The organism is Gluconobacter sp. Dm-62, assembly GCF_018256155.1.
Classification (GTDB): domain Bacteria; phylum Pseudomonadota; class Alphaproteobacteria; order Acetobacterales; family Acetobacteraceae; genus Gluconobacter.
The window spans coordinates 1-14,821 of the sequence record NZ_JAERLY010000031.1 but is presented as its reverse complement, the minus strand read 5'-3'; the positions used below and the strand labels follow the sequence as shown (position 1 = coordinate 14,821).

13 protein-coding genes are annotated in these 14,821 nt (G+C 59.7%); 7 read left to right on the top strand and 6 right to left on the bottom strand.

Annotated features, from left to right (window positions below):
- Nucleotides 1-265: 265 nt before the first annotated feature.
- Entirely contained in the window at nt 266-808 is a 543-nt protein-coding gene (locus JK202_RS15495; RefSeq protein ID WP_211562365.1) for a DUF721 domain-containing protein, read from the bottom strand.
- A gap of 10 nt (nt 809-818) precedes the next feature.
- On the opposite strand from JK202_RS15495, the gene mutY reads away from it, so the two are divergent.
- From mutY to JK202_RS15475, 4 genes are all read left to right on the top strand, one after another.
- The gene (mutY, locus tag JK202_RS15490; protein ID WP_211562363.1) at nt 819-1,880 is read left to right on the top strand and encodes an A/G-specific adenine glycosylase; all 1,062 of its coding nucleotides are present in this window, start codon (nt 819-821) and stop codon (nt 1,878-1,880) included.
- Nucleotides 1,877-2,515, top strand: a complete 639-nt coding sequence (locus JK202_RS15485) for a hypothetical protein (RefSeq protein WP_211562362.1) — start codon at nt 1,877-1,879, stop codon at nt 2,513-2,515. The genes mutY and JK202_RS15485 overlap by 4 nt, the downstream gene beginning before the upstream one ends.
- Before the next feature lie 459 nt (nt 2,516-2,974).
- Nucleotides 2,975-3,202 carry a hypothetical protein gene (locus tag JK202_RS15480; RefSeq protein ID WP_211562361.1) on the top strand — a complete coding sequence of 76 codons (228 nt, stop codon included), beginning with the start codon at nt 2,975-2,977 and terminating at the stop codon, nt 3,200-3,202.
- A 12-nt stretch (nt 3,203-3,214) separates the two neighbouring features.
- The gene (locus JK202_RS15475; protein ID WP_211562360.1) at nt 3,215-4,906 is read left to right on the top strand and encodes an alpha-keto acid decarboxylase family protein; all 1,692 of its coding nucleotides are present in this window, start codon (nt 3,215-3,217) and stop codon (nt 4,904-4,906) included.
- A gap of 102 nt (nt 4,907-5,008) precedes the next feature.
- Here the strand turns inward: JK202_RS15475 and JK202_RS15470 are convergent, their stop codons facing one another.
- On the bottom strand, nt 5,009-6,073 hold the full coding sequence (locus tag JK202_RS15470) for a transporter (protein WP_211562358.1): 1,065 nt from the start codon (nt 6,071-6,073) through the stop codon (nt 5,009-5,011).
- Between the two features lie 254 nt (nt 6,074-6,327).
- Here JK202_RS15470 and JK202_RS15465 point away from each other — a divergent pair, with 254 nt between their 5' ends.
- From JK202_RS15465 to JK202_RS15455, 3 genes are all read left to right on the top strand, one after another.
- The gene (locus JK202_RS15465; protein WP_211562356.1) at nt 6,328-6,705 is read left to right on the top strand and encodes a hypothetical protein; all 378 of its coding nucleotides are present in this window, start codon (nt 6,328-6,330) and stop codon (nt 6,703-6,705) included.
- 109 nt (nt 6,706-6,814) lie between these two features.
- On the top strand, nt 6,815-8,110 hold the full coding sequence (gene ahcY, locus JK202_RS15460) for an adenosylhomocysteinase (protein WP_211562355.1): 1,296 nt from the start codon (nt 6,815-6,817) through the stop codon (nt 8,108-8,110).
- 75 nt (nt 8,111-8,185) lie between these two features.
- Nucleotides 8,186-8,575, top strand: a complete 390-nt coding sequence (locus JK202_RS15455; RefSeq protein ID WP_211562354.1) for a DUF3597 domain-containing protein — start codon at nt 8,186-8,188, stop codon at nt 8,573-8,575.
- 92 nt (nt 8,576-8,667) lie between these two features.
- Here the strand turns inward: JK202_RS15455 and JK202_RS15450 are convergent, their stop codons facing one another.
- The 4 genes from JK202_RS15450 to sucB form a co-directional block, all read right to left on the bottom strand.
- Nucleotides 8,668-9,843 (bottom strand): histidine-type phosphatase, encoded by a 1,176-nt coding sequence (locus tag JK202_RS15450; protein WP_211562353.1) that lies wholly within the window; start codon nt 9,841-9,843, stop codon nt 8,668-8,670.
- Entirely contained in the window at nt 9,840-12,104 is a 2,265-nt protein-coding gene (locus tag JK202_RS15445; protein ID WP_211562352.1) for a TonB-dependent receptor, read from the bottom strand. The genes JK202_RS15450 and JK202_RS15445 overlap by 4 nt, the downstream gene beginning before the upstream one ends.
- Nucleotides 12,105-12,246: 142 nt before the next feature.
- Nucleotides 12,247-13,257: a L,D-transpeptidase gene (locus JK202_RS15440; protein ID WP_211562351.1), complete on the bottom strand. Its 1,011-nt coding sequence runs from the start codon at nt 13,255-13,257 to the stop codon at nt 12,247-12,249.
- Nucleotides 13,258-13,372: 115 nt separating this feature from the next.
- Nucleotides 13,373-14,476 (bottom strand): dihydrolipoyllysine-residue succinyltransferase, encoded by a 1,104-nt coding sequence (gene sucB, locus JK202_RS15435; protein WP_211562349.1) that lies wholly within the window; start codon nt 14,474-14,476, stop codon nt 13,373-13,375.
- Nucleotides 14,477-14,821 lie beyond the last annotated feature (345 nt).

Sequence of the window (14,821 nt, the reverse complement as noted above, 5' to 3'; positions counted from 1 at the left end):
GCCGCCCCCGCCGCCATGGAAGCCACCGCCTCCACCACCGCCATGTCCACCTCCTCCTCCGCCGCCACCGTGCTGGGCGAAAGCGGGAAGGGAAATCGAGGACGCCAGCAATGCCAGCATCAGCGCGGCAGCAGGTCTGTGTGCAAAGGTCATGGCAAGTCTCCTGTGGGAAAGCCCGATCATTTTCCCATATCGGCATTATCAGATCGCGTGGGAAGGTGGCTTTCCCATGACGAAACAACTTGTTTCACGTGAAACACTTCCGTCACCTTCGCTTGCGCTTCGCCCCCAGATGGCCACCCAGACTTTCCAGCGCCAGACGAAGCTCTTCGTCCTCAATATCCGGCACTTCGATCTGCAACGGTTTCGGGCGCTTCGGCGTCGGTCGCTCGAACGCCACCAGATCCTGAACGATCTTCAGCCGTTCGATCCCGTATTCCCCCCGCAGCCCGCAGGCCACATTGACGCGCTCGATGATCTGGGGTGCCAGATGCTGAAGCTCCATCGCGATCGGCCCGGAACAGGCCAGCGTCAGCGTCCCCGCGGAAAGCCGGCGCGGCTCGGTCTGCTTCCCCAGACGCGGGCCAACAAAATCTGCCCAATCCATCATCAGCCGCGCCAGCACAGGCGGCTTTTTCTTGAAGACCGGCTGCGTCATTGCCTGCACGAAAGTTCCGATCTGCTTCGCCCCCGAACGGCGCGGCTTCCAGTTCCGGTCTGACGGCACCCAGCCATCCGGCTCCGCCACGGCTTTCTTTCGTGCCGTGTTTCGCAAGGGGCGCTTGTCCGAACCGCGATCCTTCGTCATATCCGTCCCTGTGACTCCTGATGCATCCGCCCTGCTCCGCTGGTACGACCACCACCGCCGCGCCCTTCCTTGGCGCAGCCTGCCCGGCCAGCGTCCGGACCCGTACGCCGTCTGGCTGAGCGAAATCATGCTCCAGCAGACAACCGTCAAAGCCGTCATATCCTATTACGAGCGCTTTCTCACGCATTACCCGACGGTACAGGACCTCGCGGCGGCCCCGCTCGAAGACGTCCTGCATCTCTGGGCCGGGCTCGGCTATTACGCCCGCGCTCGCAATCTGCATGCCTGTGCAAAACGCGTCGCCGAACGCGGCGGTTTCCCCGATACGGTCGAGGAGCTTCTGACGCTCCCCGGAATCGGCGCCTACACGGCCCGCGCCATCGCCGCCATCGCCTTCGGTCGCCCCGTCGTTCCCGTGGACGGCAATGTCGAACGCGTCACAGCGCGCCTCAACGCCACGGAAGAGCCGCTCCCAGCCGCACGCCCGCTCCTCGCCCGACAGGCAGCACTCCTCAACGACGATCCCGTGGCTAAAAGCCGCCCTTCAGACTTCGCACAGGCCCTGTTCGATCTTGGTGCCACGATCTGCACGCCGCGCAGCCCCGCCTGCCTGACCTGCCCCTGGCAGACATCCTGCATCGCCCATGCCCGCGGCATCGCAGCGCAACTCCCGGCCAAACAGCCCAAACAGGCACGTCCTACGCGTTACGGCGCGCATTTCCTCCTGCACGACTCCAGTGGCCAGATCCTCCTGCGGACACGCCCGCCCACAGGCCTGCTCGGCGGTATGGACGAACTCCCGGGAACCGAATGGCGCAGCACTGTCTGGACGGACGAGGAAGCCTTCACCCACGCCCCCTGCCTCACCGACTGGATCCGCAGAGGCGAGATCCGCCATGTCTTCACCCATTTCAACCTGTACCTCATGGTCTACGAGGCTTGCCTTCCTCAGGGCCACAATGCAGGGATCGATTCCTCCTTCGGCACGTTCCGTTCAACGAAGCGCGCCGCCCTGCCCGGCGTCATGAAGAAATGCCTGGCCCTCACCAAGCAGACTCCGGAGACACGATGACCGAGACGACCCCAACACTGCGCCTGTGGTTCATGGACTGGCACGGCTGGATGCTCGACCATAATCCGCTGAAAGATTTTCCCAGCCGCAGCCCTTTTCTGGCAGGCAGTCTGCCAGGCCTCTGCGCTGTTGTCCCCGTGCCTCTCCAGCTCCCCTGCTACCCAGCGATGGAAAAGCGCGTATCGATGCCCCGCCCTTTTCCCGCAATGCAGATGCAGGAAATACTCCACAACCGCGTTGTCTTTTTCATGCCGGACAGAAAAACCTACATGAGAAGTTCACCCGGCGGTCACGACACGCTGGACTGGGTCTCCCCACGCTCCGAAGAATGGGAAACCTTTTTTCCCCTGACCATCGAAATGCTGCGCGGGCTATCCCTGCTGCTGACAGACGGCACACTGCGACTGGAATCTGACACAGACACTGTCTTCCCAACACCCACTCTGCAGAACGGCTTCATGCTTCAGTTTGGCGACAGGTCCCTGCCATTATTCCTGAATACCGCAGCCCTGAATCAGATCAGCCAGATCATACCCGGGAATTCCGCCCGGATCGATCTGACGTGGAATACGGATACTCCGCCATCGCCCATTACCGTGCATCGCCAGACGCTCCCGCAGCCCGAAACCTTGTAGAGGCGCGCTCTAGACTGGTGACCATGGTTCAAAATATCGCAACCAGACCTTTCTGGTCCTCATCCAACGTCCAGAGCGGAAAAAGCTGTATTGAATTCCCCTTCACGAGAAAGGGTTTTTTCAATTATCTGTAATGTTTGATCGATGTCCTTCACAGACAGGATTTTTGTTCTAAACATTCATGCGTCTGGAGCAGACAGGTATTTCATACGAAGCCGGTCTGTTTTCCGGCTGTCATGGGAAGATATGTCACCAAGAGGTTCTTTTCTTGCCGTTTCTGGGGTCCGTCATGACGGAACGGGCCGTTTGTACTGTTATACTACCCAATATTTAACGACAGAAAATCGCTATCCAGACTCTCCCGGTTTTCTACGAACTCCTGACGGCACGTTACCCTTTAACACCCTGCTCCAGACATCCGCCTGCAAACCCGGAACGACCTCAGACGCTCTTCCAGAAATGCAGGTCGCCCAGCAGCATCATTCTCAACATTCCCTTTCCTCCAATGGCTACGAGGCTTTGCTGGCCTCGCTGACGAGCGCTGCCCGGAATCTGCCAGTTGTGCAGAATGCCTGGACAGCGCCAACTCCCCATCATCTGTCACCTGCCCTCCCCTGGTCGGATGACTGCATGAGCCTGTCAGCACGGCAGATCATCCAGTCATCCGATCGTCCCTGTGGCTTCTGAGGTATCGAAATCATGACCTATACTGTCGGACATTATCTTGCCGAACGCCTGACGCAGATCGGCCTGAAGCATCATTTCGCCGTCGCGGGCGACTACAACCTCGTTCTACTCGACCAGCTGATCGAACAGGGCGGCATGAAGCAGATCTATGACTGCAACGAGCTGAACTGCAGCTTCGCAGCCGAAGGCTATGCCCGTGCCAATGGTGCTGCCGCAGCCGTCATCACCTTCAGCGTTGGCGCCATTTCCGCCATGAACGGCCTGGGCGGCGCCTATGCCGAAAACCTGCCGATCCTCGTGATTTCGGGCGCTCCGAACTCCAACGATCACGGTTCGGGCCATGTCCTGCACCACACGATCGGCACGACCGAATACAGCTACCAGATGGAAATGGCGAAGCACGTCACCTGTGCCGCCGAAAGCATCACGTCTGCCGAGACCGCTCCGGCCAAGATCGACCACGTTATCCGCACCATGCTGCGCGAGAAGAAGCCGGCCTATCTCGAAATCGCCTGTAACGTCTCGGCCGCACCCTGCGTCCGTCCGGGTCCGGTGTCGTCCCTGCACGCCCACCCGCGCCCTGATGAAGCCAGCCTCAAGGCCGCTCTGGACGAAAGTCTGAGCTTCCTCGACAAGGCCACCAAGGTCGCCATCCTCGTTGGCACCAAGCTGCGCGCTTCGGAAGCCCTCAAGGAAACGGTCGAACTGGCTGACAAGCTCGGCTGCCCCGTCACGGTCATGGCCGCTGCCAAGAGCTACTTCCCCGAGACGCATCCCGGCTTCCGCGGCGTCTACTGGGGCGACGTCAGCAGCCCGGGCGCACAGGAGATCATCGAGGGCGCCGACGCCGTGATCTGCCTTGCTCCCGTCTGGAACGACTACTCCTCGGGCGGCTGGCAGAGCATCGTCCGTGGCGAAAAGGTTCTCGAAATCGATCCCAACCGCGTCACCGTCAACGGCAAGACCTTCGATGGCTTCCGCCTCAAAGAATTCGTCAAGGCCCTGACCGAGAAGGCCCCGAAGAAGAGCGCAGCCCTGACCGGCGAATACAAGCCCGTCATCCTGCCAAAGGCCGATCAGGCCAAGCCGCTGTCCAATGACGAAATGACGCGCCAGATCAACGAACTGGTTGACGGCAACACCACCCTGTTCGCCGAGACCGGCGACTCATGGTTCAACGCCATGCGCATGCACCTTCCCGAAGGTGCGAAGGTCGAGACCGAAATGCAGTGGGGCCATATCGGCTGGTCCGTTCCGTCCATGTTCGGCAACGCGACCGGTTCGCCGGAACGCAAGCACGTGCTGATGGTCGGTGACGGTTCCTTCCAGCTGACCGCACAGGAAGTGGCCCAGATGGTCCGCTACGAACTGCCGGTCATCATTTTCCTGGTGAACAACCACGGCTACGTCATCGAAATCGCCATCCATGACGGCCCGTACAACTACATCCAGAACTGGGACTACGCCGCTCTGATGCAGTGCTTCAACCAGGGCGTCCCCGGCGAAGAAAGCGGCAAGTACGGTCTCGGCCTGCATGCCACGACAGGCGAAGAACTGGCCGAAGCCATCGCAAAGGCCAAGAAGAACACCCGCGGTCCGACGCTCATTGAGTGCAAGCTCGACCGTACGGACTGCACCAAGACGCTGGTCCAGTGGGGCAAGGCTGTTGCAGCCGCAAACTCCCGCAAGCCGCAGGCCGTCTGATCCTTCCCGGAACAGACCCCGCGACAGACAAAACCCTCCGTGCCATGCACGGAGGGTTTTTCTTTTGGGTATTAAAAATCCTGAATGCCAACAGACCCGCCGTCAGAGCAGACGCGCAACCTTCATGAACAGGAACGTCACGCTCATGAAGACGAAACAGACAATTCCTGCCTCGACAGTTCCAAGTGACCCCTGTGCGAGAAACATCCCGCCGGTATTCATACCGAAGAATCCGGTCACGAATGTTGCCGGCAGCATCAACGTAGTCCCGACCGAGACGATATAAAGCCGCCGGTTGGTCTCTTCCGCCTGATTGGAACCCAGTTCGTCCTGCAACGACCGCGCACGGTCCTGAAGCGCGATCAGATCGTCCAGAGCCGCATGAACCTGCCGTTCCGCACGGTCCCGCAGTTCGTCCTCCGCCCAGTCCGGAAGATCCAGATCCTCGTCCTTCAGAACACGGTCAATTGGCGTGACCACACGGCGCAGTTCGGTCGCACGACGGCGCACCTTACCCACGATGCTACCCAGATGCCCCAGATCGGAGCGATGCTCGATCAGCAGCAGGACGTCTTCCGCCCGGTCCAGCTCATCATCCAGATGCCCGAGCTGACGCCGTACGGTCCCGGTAAACTCCCGCAGGGCACGGTCGATAATGCCTGCTGGCGTCTTGGGAATATGCTCGGGCCGCAGGGAACGGTAAGCCGCCCCCAGAACCGGAATGGGATTGCGCCGCGTCGTGATCAGCAGATCGGGACGCATCGCAAACCGCCAGGCGCAGATGTCCCGGTCCTCTTCGGACAGCGCATCGTCAAATGCCGGCAGCGCACCCCAGATCAGATCGCCGAATGCCTCAAGCGCAATGCCGTATTCCGTCTCGGCCAGCATGGCGCAGACGTCTTCGGGAAGATCCGGCAGATGCGCGACATAGCCACGCGCCGAGCTGTGTACCGTATCGAAATGCAGCCAGTACCACCCCTCGTCCTCAAGCACCCGATCGGGTGCCAGAAGCGCTTCGACCTCTGCTGACCCCAGCGTTCGCAGATCCTGCCCCGGCACCGCATGCACAGCCCAGACAAGGCCATTTGCAAACGCGGGCGCGCCAGTTTCCTGGTGCTCAGGATCCAGAACCGTGAAGGGGAAGTTGTAGGCAGTGCTGTCTGACACGACATCCTCCTGTTCTCAGGGGGTTCAGGACCGGCAGAACCGGCATGCAGGTTCAACAGAAACGACTGGAAAATTGACAGGGGGTAAACCCTGTCCGGCTTCTCGCATGCCCTGCGGACCGACGCAATATACCCCTCCATCCGTAAATGTGAGCGTCCCGTGATGCAACTCCACCCAACCCGGACAGTTATGGTCTCACTCCGCAATGAGTCAGCCCCTGACGCAGGGGAACTCCCCTCCGGAAAGGAATGTTCATGTCCATCCGCACATCATTTTTCGCTGCAAGCCTTCTGCTCGGCACCGCTGTCGCCACGCCATCCGTCATGGCACAGGCCGTAAGCGCCCCCAGCAACGACCAGACGCAGACCTCGACCTCGGCTGTCCAGAAGGCCCAGAACTCCACGATCAGCCAGCCGAACAACAGCCTGCCGACCAATCCGCGCACCATCACGGAACAGCCGGACCAGCCCGCACCGGCCGCTCCCGGCGCCATGAGCCGCACCACGACCGAAACCGGTCCGGTCCCGTCCAACCAGAAGGACGTGCACAAGCTCGCTGGCAAGCATCACCGCTCGCACAAGAAGACGTCCGCTGCGACCGACGCAACGCCGCAGACAACGTCGCCGGAATAAGACGCCCCGATAAGGCGTCCAGGTGCCTATTGCCGGGCCCGCCCTTTCCGCGGGTCCGCCAAGCCTTTATACAGGCAGCCATCCAAAGATGGGCAGCAAGGGCCATTTCATGACGACGCAGGATTACAAGGTTCGCGACATTACTCTGGCAGACTGGGGCCGCAAGGAAATCTCCATCGCCGAAGGCGAAATGCCGGGCCTGATGGCTCTTCGCGAAGAGTACAAGAACACACAGCCGCTCAAGGGTGCTCGCATCGCCGGCTGTCTGCACATGACCATCCAGACCGCCGTTCTGATCGAGACGCTGATCGATCTGGGCGCCACGGTCCGCTGGTCCTCGTGCAACATTTTCTCCACGCAGGATCACGCCGCAGCAGCCATCGCCGCAGCGAACATCCCCGTCTTCGCCTGGAAAGGCCTGACGGAAGAAGAGTTCAACTGGTGCATCGAGCAGACCATCCATGGTCCCGATGGCTGGACGCCGAACATGATCCTCGATGATGGTGGCGACCTCACCATCATGATGCACGACAAGTACCCCGAAATGCTCAAGGACGTGCGCGGCATCTCCGAAGAGACGACGACGGGTGTCCATCGTCTGTGGGAAATGTCCAAGAAGGGCACGCTGAAGGTTCCGGCCATCAACGTGAACGACAGCGTCACCAAGTCAAAGTTCGACAACCTGTATGGCTGCCGTGAGAGCCTCGTGGATGCGATCCGTCGGGGCACGGACGTCATGATGGCCGGCAAGGTTGCCGTGGTTGCCGGTTACGGTGACGTGGGCAAGGGTTCCGCCGCTTCCCTGCGCAACGCAGGCTGCCGCGTGCTCGTGACCGAAGTCGATCCGATCTGCGCCCTTCAGGCCGCCATGGAAGGCTATGAAGTCGTCACGATGGAAAACGCGGCACCGCGCGGCGACATTTTCGTCACCTGCACGGGCAACGTGGACATCATCACGATCGACCATATGCGTGAGATGAAGGACCGTGCGATCGTCTGCAACATCGGTCACTTCGACAGCGAAATCCAGGTCGAAGCTCTGCGCAACTATCGCTGGAACAACATCAAGCCGCAGGTCGACGAGATCGAGCTGGCTCCGAACCGCCGCATCATCCTTCTGTCCGAAGGCCGTCTGGTGAACCTGGGCAACGCAACGGGCCACCCGTCCTTCGTGATGTCCGCGTCCTTCACCAACCAGACGCTCGCGCAGATTGAACTGTGGACTGCAAAGCCGGGCCAGTACGAAGTCAAGGTCTACACCCTGCCGAAGTCTCTGGACGAGAAGGTCGCTGCCCTGCACCTCGCAAAGGTCGGCGCAGAACTTTCCAAAATGTCACAGAAACAGGCGGACTACATCGACGTTCCAGTCAATGGTCCGTTCAAGCACGAAGAATACCGCTACTAAGACGAGGCCGATCCGGATGGGCACGACTTCGGTTACGCCCTCTCCGGATTTCCTTAATCAACAGGAGTTACACTCATGGGTCTTTTCAGCACGATCATGTCCAAGATCTTTGGCCATGCAGAAGCCGCCACACCGTCCACCACCGTAGCCCCGGCTGCCGCTGGCGCAGCCGCTCCGGCCGCCGCCGCAGCAACCCCGGCAGCAGCTCCGGTGGATGTGGACGCCGTTCTGTCCGGTCTGGCAGCAAATGCCGGTCAGCCGCTGAACTACAAGACCTCCATCGTGGATCTCCTGAAGCTGCTCGGTCTCGACAGCTCGCTCCAGTCCCGCAAGGAACTGGCCGGTGAGCTGCATTATTCGGGCAGCACGGACGACACCGCGACGATGAACGTTTGGCTCATCAAGCAGGTCTATGCCGAGCTGGCCAAGAATGGCGGCAAGGTTCCGGCTGACTGGACGCACTAATCCGCGCCCCGTCCGCATGGACAACATGAAAAAGCCCGGCTGGTAACAGCCGGGCTTTTTTTTATGACGTTTTCAGGTGCAGCGATTTTTCCTCAGGGAAGGATCGGATTGCGTGGCTCAAGCGTCTGCATCGAACGCTCCACACCAGACGCCTGCCCCGCACGCAACTCCTCAAGCGACTGATGAAAAATCCGCACTTTGACCTCGACATGCCGGTCCGGATAACGCCACCGCTCGAACGCCAGAACCGTATCCGGCGCCGTGCTGTCCGGCTGATCGGCAAACGCCCATGACAGCCCGAAAATCGCCGCCATGGCATCCTGGTTCGTATCATGCCCAGCCAGCACCAGAAGCCGCGTGGACGCCGTGACACCCGGAATATCCGCAACCGGACGATCCGCCAGAAACGCACGAATGCCCTGCGCCATCACCCCGCTGCGCGCCTGCGCCACAACCGGCAGACGCCGCAGAAGCAGACTTTCCGCCTCATGAACCGGCATGACGGTCTTCAGCAGAGCCGGAACATCCGCTTTCGCAGATCCGAACACATCCACCGGAAAGCCTTCGGAATACAGCAGCAGCAGACTTTCCGCAGCCATGCCCCCCGTCGCAACCGCCCCGGAAAGATGCGGCGCGGCTTTTTTCCAGTCCAGAACCGCAACGTCGCGCAGACAACGCGCGGTATGCGTCGCCCCGTCACACGCTCCCGGTGCCATCAACATCTGCAACGCCTGCAATCCGTGTTGCACCTCCGGAGTGCGGGAGACAGGCAGCGCAGACGCAAACGCCTGTTCCGTTTCCTGTCGCGGTGGCACGGCCCGACCCGCCGCAATGGCATTATAGACAGGATCCGCACCCTGCGCCTGCCACTGCGCCGTAACGTGGCAGTCCGGCGCCACATCCCGCGCCCAGACCTGCCCGGTCTGCTGCGTCCTGTGATCCGCACCATCCGCCCAGACCCGGATCTGATCGGAACAGCTCTGTAACGGTCCAAAAGCCAGATGCTGATAATGTAACCGGACAGCCTGAACCATCGCCCCCAGCGCCACCGCACCATGCGGCGTCATCTCGCCGGGCGCCACGGACCACTCAGGCCAGTCAAACCCGGTCTTTTCCCGCAGAACGGCCGGAGACGCTGTCGGACTCCGGATCCCATGACGGGAAAGGAGCACGACTTTTTCTAGTACCGGCCCCGACAGGGCCGGAACATCGCCCGAACATCCCGTCAGGGACAATGCAAACAGAAGGGCACAGCCGGTCTTTTTCACGGGAAGGTCGCCGTCATGTTGAAGAACACGCTCCGCCCGGCCAGACGCCAGTAAAGCGGCGCATCACCATAAGACTGATTGCCCGCAAAATCGCTGATGGAGCGATTGTTGAAAAGGTTGGAAATCTTGAGGCTCGGCGTCACATCACGCATGAAACCACCGATATTGTGGATGCGCCAGCCCAGTGCCAGATCGGCCGTCACGTTGCCACGGATCTTGTACTGGTTTTCAAACGCCGCATTTCCAGCCGCATTCGTGGTGCTGTCCAGACCCCAGTGATGGCCGACATATTTCCCCATCAGCGAGAAATACGGCCCCTTCGGATTTTCATACAGCAGACCAAAGGATGCCAGTGAATCCGGCGTCGTCGCCACGCGCACGCTGCTGTGTTTGTAGCGCGCATCATTCACGCTGTAATTGCCGTAAAGCGAGAAGCCGTATCCGATGACATACTGCCCCTCAAGCTCGATCCCCCGATAAACCGCGCCGCCACTGTTCACATAAGTCGAAGTCGTCCCGATGCCATCCACCTTGATCTGTGCGGATGCGATATAATTGGAAAAATCGATGTAATAGCCATCCAGCGATAGCATCCAGTTCTTGCCATGATAAACCGAACCAACCTGATAATTCAGCGTCGTTTCCGGCTTCACGCTGCCAACGGACTGCACCTGAAAAACCGACATCGGCGGTGCAAGGAACCCACGCGCAATCTGCGCATAGGCACTCCAGTTTTTCATAATCCGTTGATTGATCGCAATGGATGGTTGCCAGGATCCATAATGCTGGGTGTCCTTCAGCGGCACCTTTGTCGACTTGTTCATCGCCGCATTATAATCCCTTGTGAACATGGAATATTTCACACCCGGCTTAATAATTGCCCCTTTCCAGGGGTGGATATCAAACTCAAGGTAGGGCTGCACCGTCGTGTTCAGATCGGAAATATCATAGCTGTAAGCCGACCCTGTTTTGGATGGCACCGGGATCGCATTTTTGCTCAGATCCAGCGCATAGGTGTAGCGACGGTCCTTCTGCACATCCGCCCACACACCAAACAGAATATCCGTATAGGCTGTATGCGCCTTGAAGCGTAACGTATCGCCGTAGGAACGGAATTTAGCATCCGCATATTTACCGGGAATGTCACTGGCATAGGTGGCCACCTTTTTCCCGGCCGTATTGTAGAACGTCACACCGTTCGCAGCCGTGCTCGTCTGGCTGGCATCCGTGCTTTCCGTATAATCATGCTCGAACCCGCTCGTATAAAGCTGGTTTTCCATCGTCAACCACGCGGCAAGGCGGCTTTTGAGGCTCACATAATCAAAATCTGACGTGTAGGTGCTGGGGTTATATCCGTAATAACACTGCTTGGACGGGTCGTTGCACAGCCCGTAATTCTTGCCGTATTTCGCATATTCCGCGAGCGTCGCACCCTGGGTCGTGTACTGCCATTCCTTGTTATACGTCGTCTCGAATGTCAGCGTTGTCTCGGGCGCAAGATCAATCACGTCCTTGAACATCAGATTGCTCCGGCGCTCGGCCGAATTGGTCAGATAGCCGTTTGTCTCTTCATGCTGCATATCGAGAAACGCACGACCAAACCACGTCTTGCCACTGTCAAATTCGATACCGCCCGCGCGCGTATTGAAGCTGCCATAAGTCCCGTACAACGACACACCGCGCTTGGCCGCTGGCGTCTTGGACGTGAATCCCATCGTTCCACCGAACGTCGCATTCCCGATCGTGGAGCCCGTTCCGGGACCGCGATCAATCTGCGCCTCCCCCAGAAAGTGCGAAATAAACAGCGATGATGTCGTATGGTGCAAATCGCTGGCATCGCCGAACGGAATGCCATCGAACGTCATGTTATACTGGCCGTCCTGGAAGCCACGGAGACTCATCGCCTCGGCCTTACCCATTCCGGGACCGTTAGGATTTTGCGAATAAACACTCGGCTGGAACCGGATGATATCGTCGATGCTGGCAAGCGGAATGATGTTATTACTCAGAAAGCCCGACTGAATTTTTGATGTCGGCTCCGTAATGTCCAACGGAACTGTCGCAGGCGCAATTCGCGCGGCATGACCGAGAACGGTCAGGTTTTCAACGCCGGGCGTAGCCGCTTTTTCTTTTTTAGATTTATGCTCCTCATGCTTTTTCTGTTTTGCATCAGAAACATCGGCGTAGGCGCTTCCTCCCAGCAACAGGGCACCGGCGAAGCACCCGGAAAGCAGGATATGGTTACGCATCTTGAACGTCATGGGGAATGGGCTCCAGTGAATGGCGCGCACTCCATACGGAAGGCTTCAGCTCAGGAAAACTGCTTTACCGTTCCTGAAATAAAACATTCACATGCTTTACTTCAAACTTTCATACTTATTTTGAAATATTTCTTATCTATACTTACGGTAACGGTCTTTTATCCGCAATCGGGTCGATTTTCGGTTCCGTCAGCGGACCTGAATCGATCACCACCACCAGATCCCCGGCAATCGGCGTCTGCTGCCGGTCTTTCGGCAGCAGAGCCTGAAAGCGCGGATCATAACTCGCGGCCTGCTCATAAAGCGCATCGATCAGCCCGTAATGATCCATGAATTTGTTCATGGTCGCCGGAATGCGAATGCAGCCTTCCGAAGCCGGATGACCCAGACGCCATTCGAGGAACTGCGGGTCGGTCGCATGGATTTCCAGCCGGATCTGCCCGGTTTCATGTCGTGGCAGCCAGCCCTTCATCGCTGTCTGCCACCCCATGTCCCACACGCGCGAGCCTTTGGCTCCAATGCCGCGAATGCCGTATTTGTTCTTCGTCCCTTCCGCCCGATAGCCCAGACGGTCCGCCGTGTTCTGAAACACCCCGGTCGGGGTGATGTAATAATATTTGCGCCCCGTCGTCCCGGTTGAGACCGGCGTCCCGCCAAGGGATTCCCAAGGGGCATCCGGCAGCGCCAGCACATAATCCAGATGCTGGATCATCTCGTTACGATCCACGACCATGATGAGCTGCGGCCGCGAAACCGGCATGTCCGCCTGCGTCACCACGTCCTTGGCAAGCGTCAGAAACGCCTTGCGACGTTCCGGCGTGTAGGTGCTGAACCCTTTGACATTATGCTTCATCAGCACCGCCAGACGGGACGCCTCTTCCCGCGCCACTTCATCGGACACGACCGGAAGATCGGGAATATCAATCGGCGGCGGCGCAAGATCAGGCTGCGGCGGCGTATCCGTCGGCGGGTTGCTGGCAGGCGGCGGGACGGACACCCCCAGCGAGGGTGTCGTATCCGGCTGATGCGTCGAGAGTTCCGGACCCGCACCATCGGGCCGCGCACAGGCCGCCAGCGGTGCCACACCCAGAACCATCACCGTGGACGCGCATAACAGGGCAGCAAACCGCGTCAGTCTGGAAACATCACGCATCTTCAGGACACCATCCTCGGGTTCAGAACAACAGACAGAACGCGAGGGAACAGTTTCCTGTCCGGCGTTCGGCATGACTGGGAGGTCGTCTAACGCCCCAGACACGCAAAAGGCATCACAGATCCAGAAGCAGACGCCGCGGATCCTCCACAAGCTGCTTGATCCGGACGAGGAAGCTCACCGCCTCTCGCCCGTCCACGATCCGGTGATCGTAAGACAGCGCCACATACATCATCGGCCGGATCACGATCTGCCCGTCCCGCACGACAGGGCGATCCTGAATGGCATGCATCCCCAGAATTCCCGACTGCGGCGTGTTCAGGATCGGCGTGGACAGCAGCGACCCGAAAATTCCGCCATTGGTGATGGAGAACGTCCCGTGCGACAGCTCCTCCAGCTTCAGCCCGCCCGTCCGCGCCCGCTTGCCGTAATCGGCAATGCGACGCTCCAGCTCGGCGAAGCTCATCTGATCGGCATCATGCAGCACCGGCACAACCAGGCCGCGCTCCGTCCCCACCGCAATGCCCAGATTGACGAAATCGCGATAGACGATCTCGTCACCTTCGATCTGCGCATTGATCGCCGGATAATCCTTCAGCGCGCCAACGACTGCCCGCGCAAAGAAGGACATGAACCCCAGACGGGCGCCATCATGCTTCTTCTCGAACTCGTCCTTGTATTCCGCCCGCAGCGCCTTGGCGGCGGACATGTCGATCTCGTTGAACGTGGTGAGAATGGCCGCCGTATTCTGTGCCGCCTTCAGATTGCGTGCGATCGTCTGACGCAGACGGCTCATGGGAACGCGACGCTCCCGCGCCTCATGCGAAGACAACTTGGGCGATGAAAGCTGGGGCGCCGGGGCAACAGCAGCAGGCTTCGGCTTTTCCTGCGCGGGCGGAGCCACACGCGCAGGAGCCGCTGCCTGAACCGGCGGCGCAGCAGGAACCTCGGCCACAGGAGCAGGAGCAGCAACCGGCGCCTCGGCCGTCTCGTCAACAGCCCCGAGCAGACCGCCGATCTCGACTTCCGTCCCCACAGCCACGCAGTCTTCCAGACGCCCGGCGGACGGCGCCGTCACCTCGACGCTGACCTTGTCCGTCTCCAGCTCCACAATGGTCTCGTCATGCTGCACATAGTCGCCGGATTTTTTAAGCCACCGCGCGACAGTCGCAGTTGTCAGGCTTTCTCCAAGCGCCGGAACCCTGATCTCGACCGTCATGCTGCTTCCCTGTCTTGCATCCCGCCCCGAAGCGGGGAAATGTCTGTCTATCCTGCGGGCCGCCCCTCAGAATCACGCCCGGAACCCTACCGGAAAAGGTTCGGCAATGCAGGATACTGCATCTTTGCCCCCAGCGGGAGGCGGAACCATCCCCGTCGCCGGACTTTGAAACCAAAACACAGGAGGCCGCAATGTCCCCCCCGCCCGACCGTCCTGAAATTCTGGACTCCGACCATCTCTCCGCCCGCACCCGCGAGATCCTGACATCCCGGCTTTCGGTGTCCGAGGCGCAGCCCCGCACGCTGTCATTGCAGGCCTATGCCGTGCTCGATGCGCTGCTCCCCG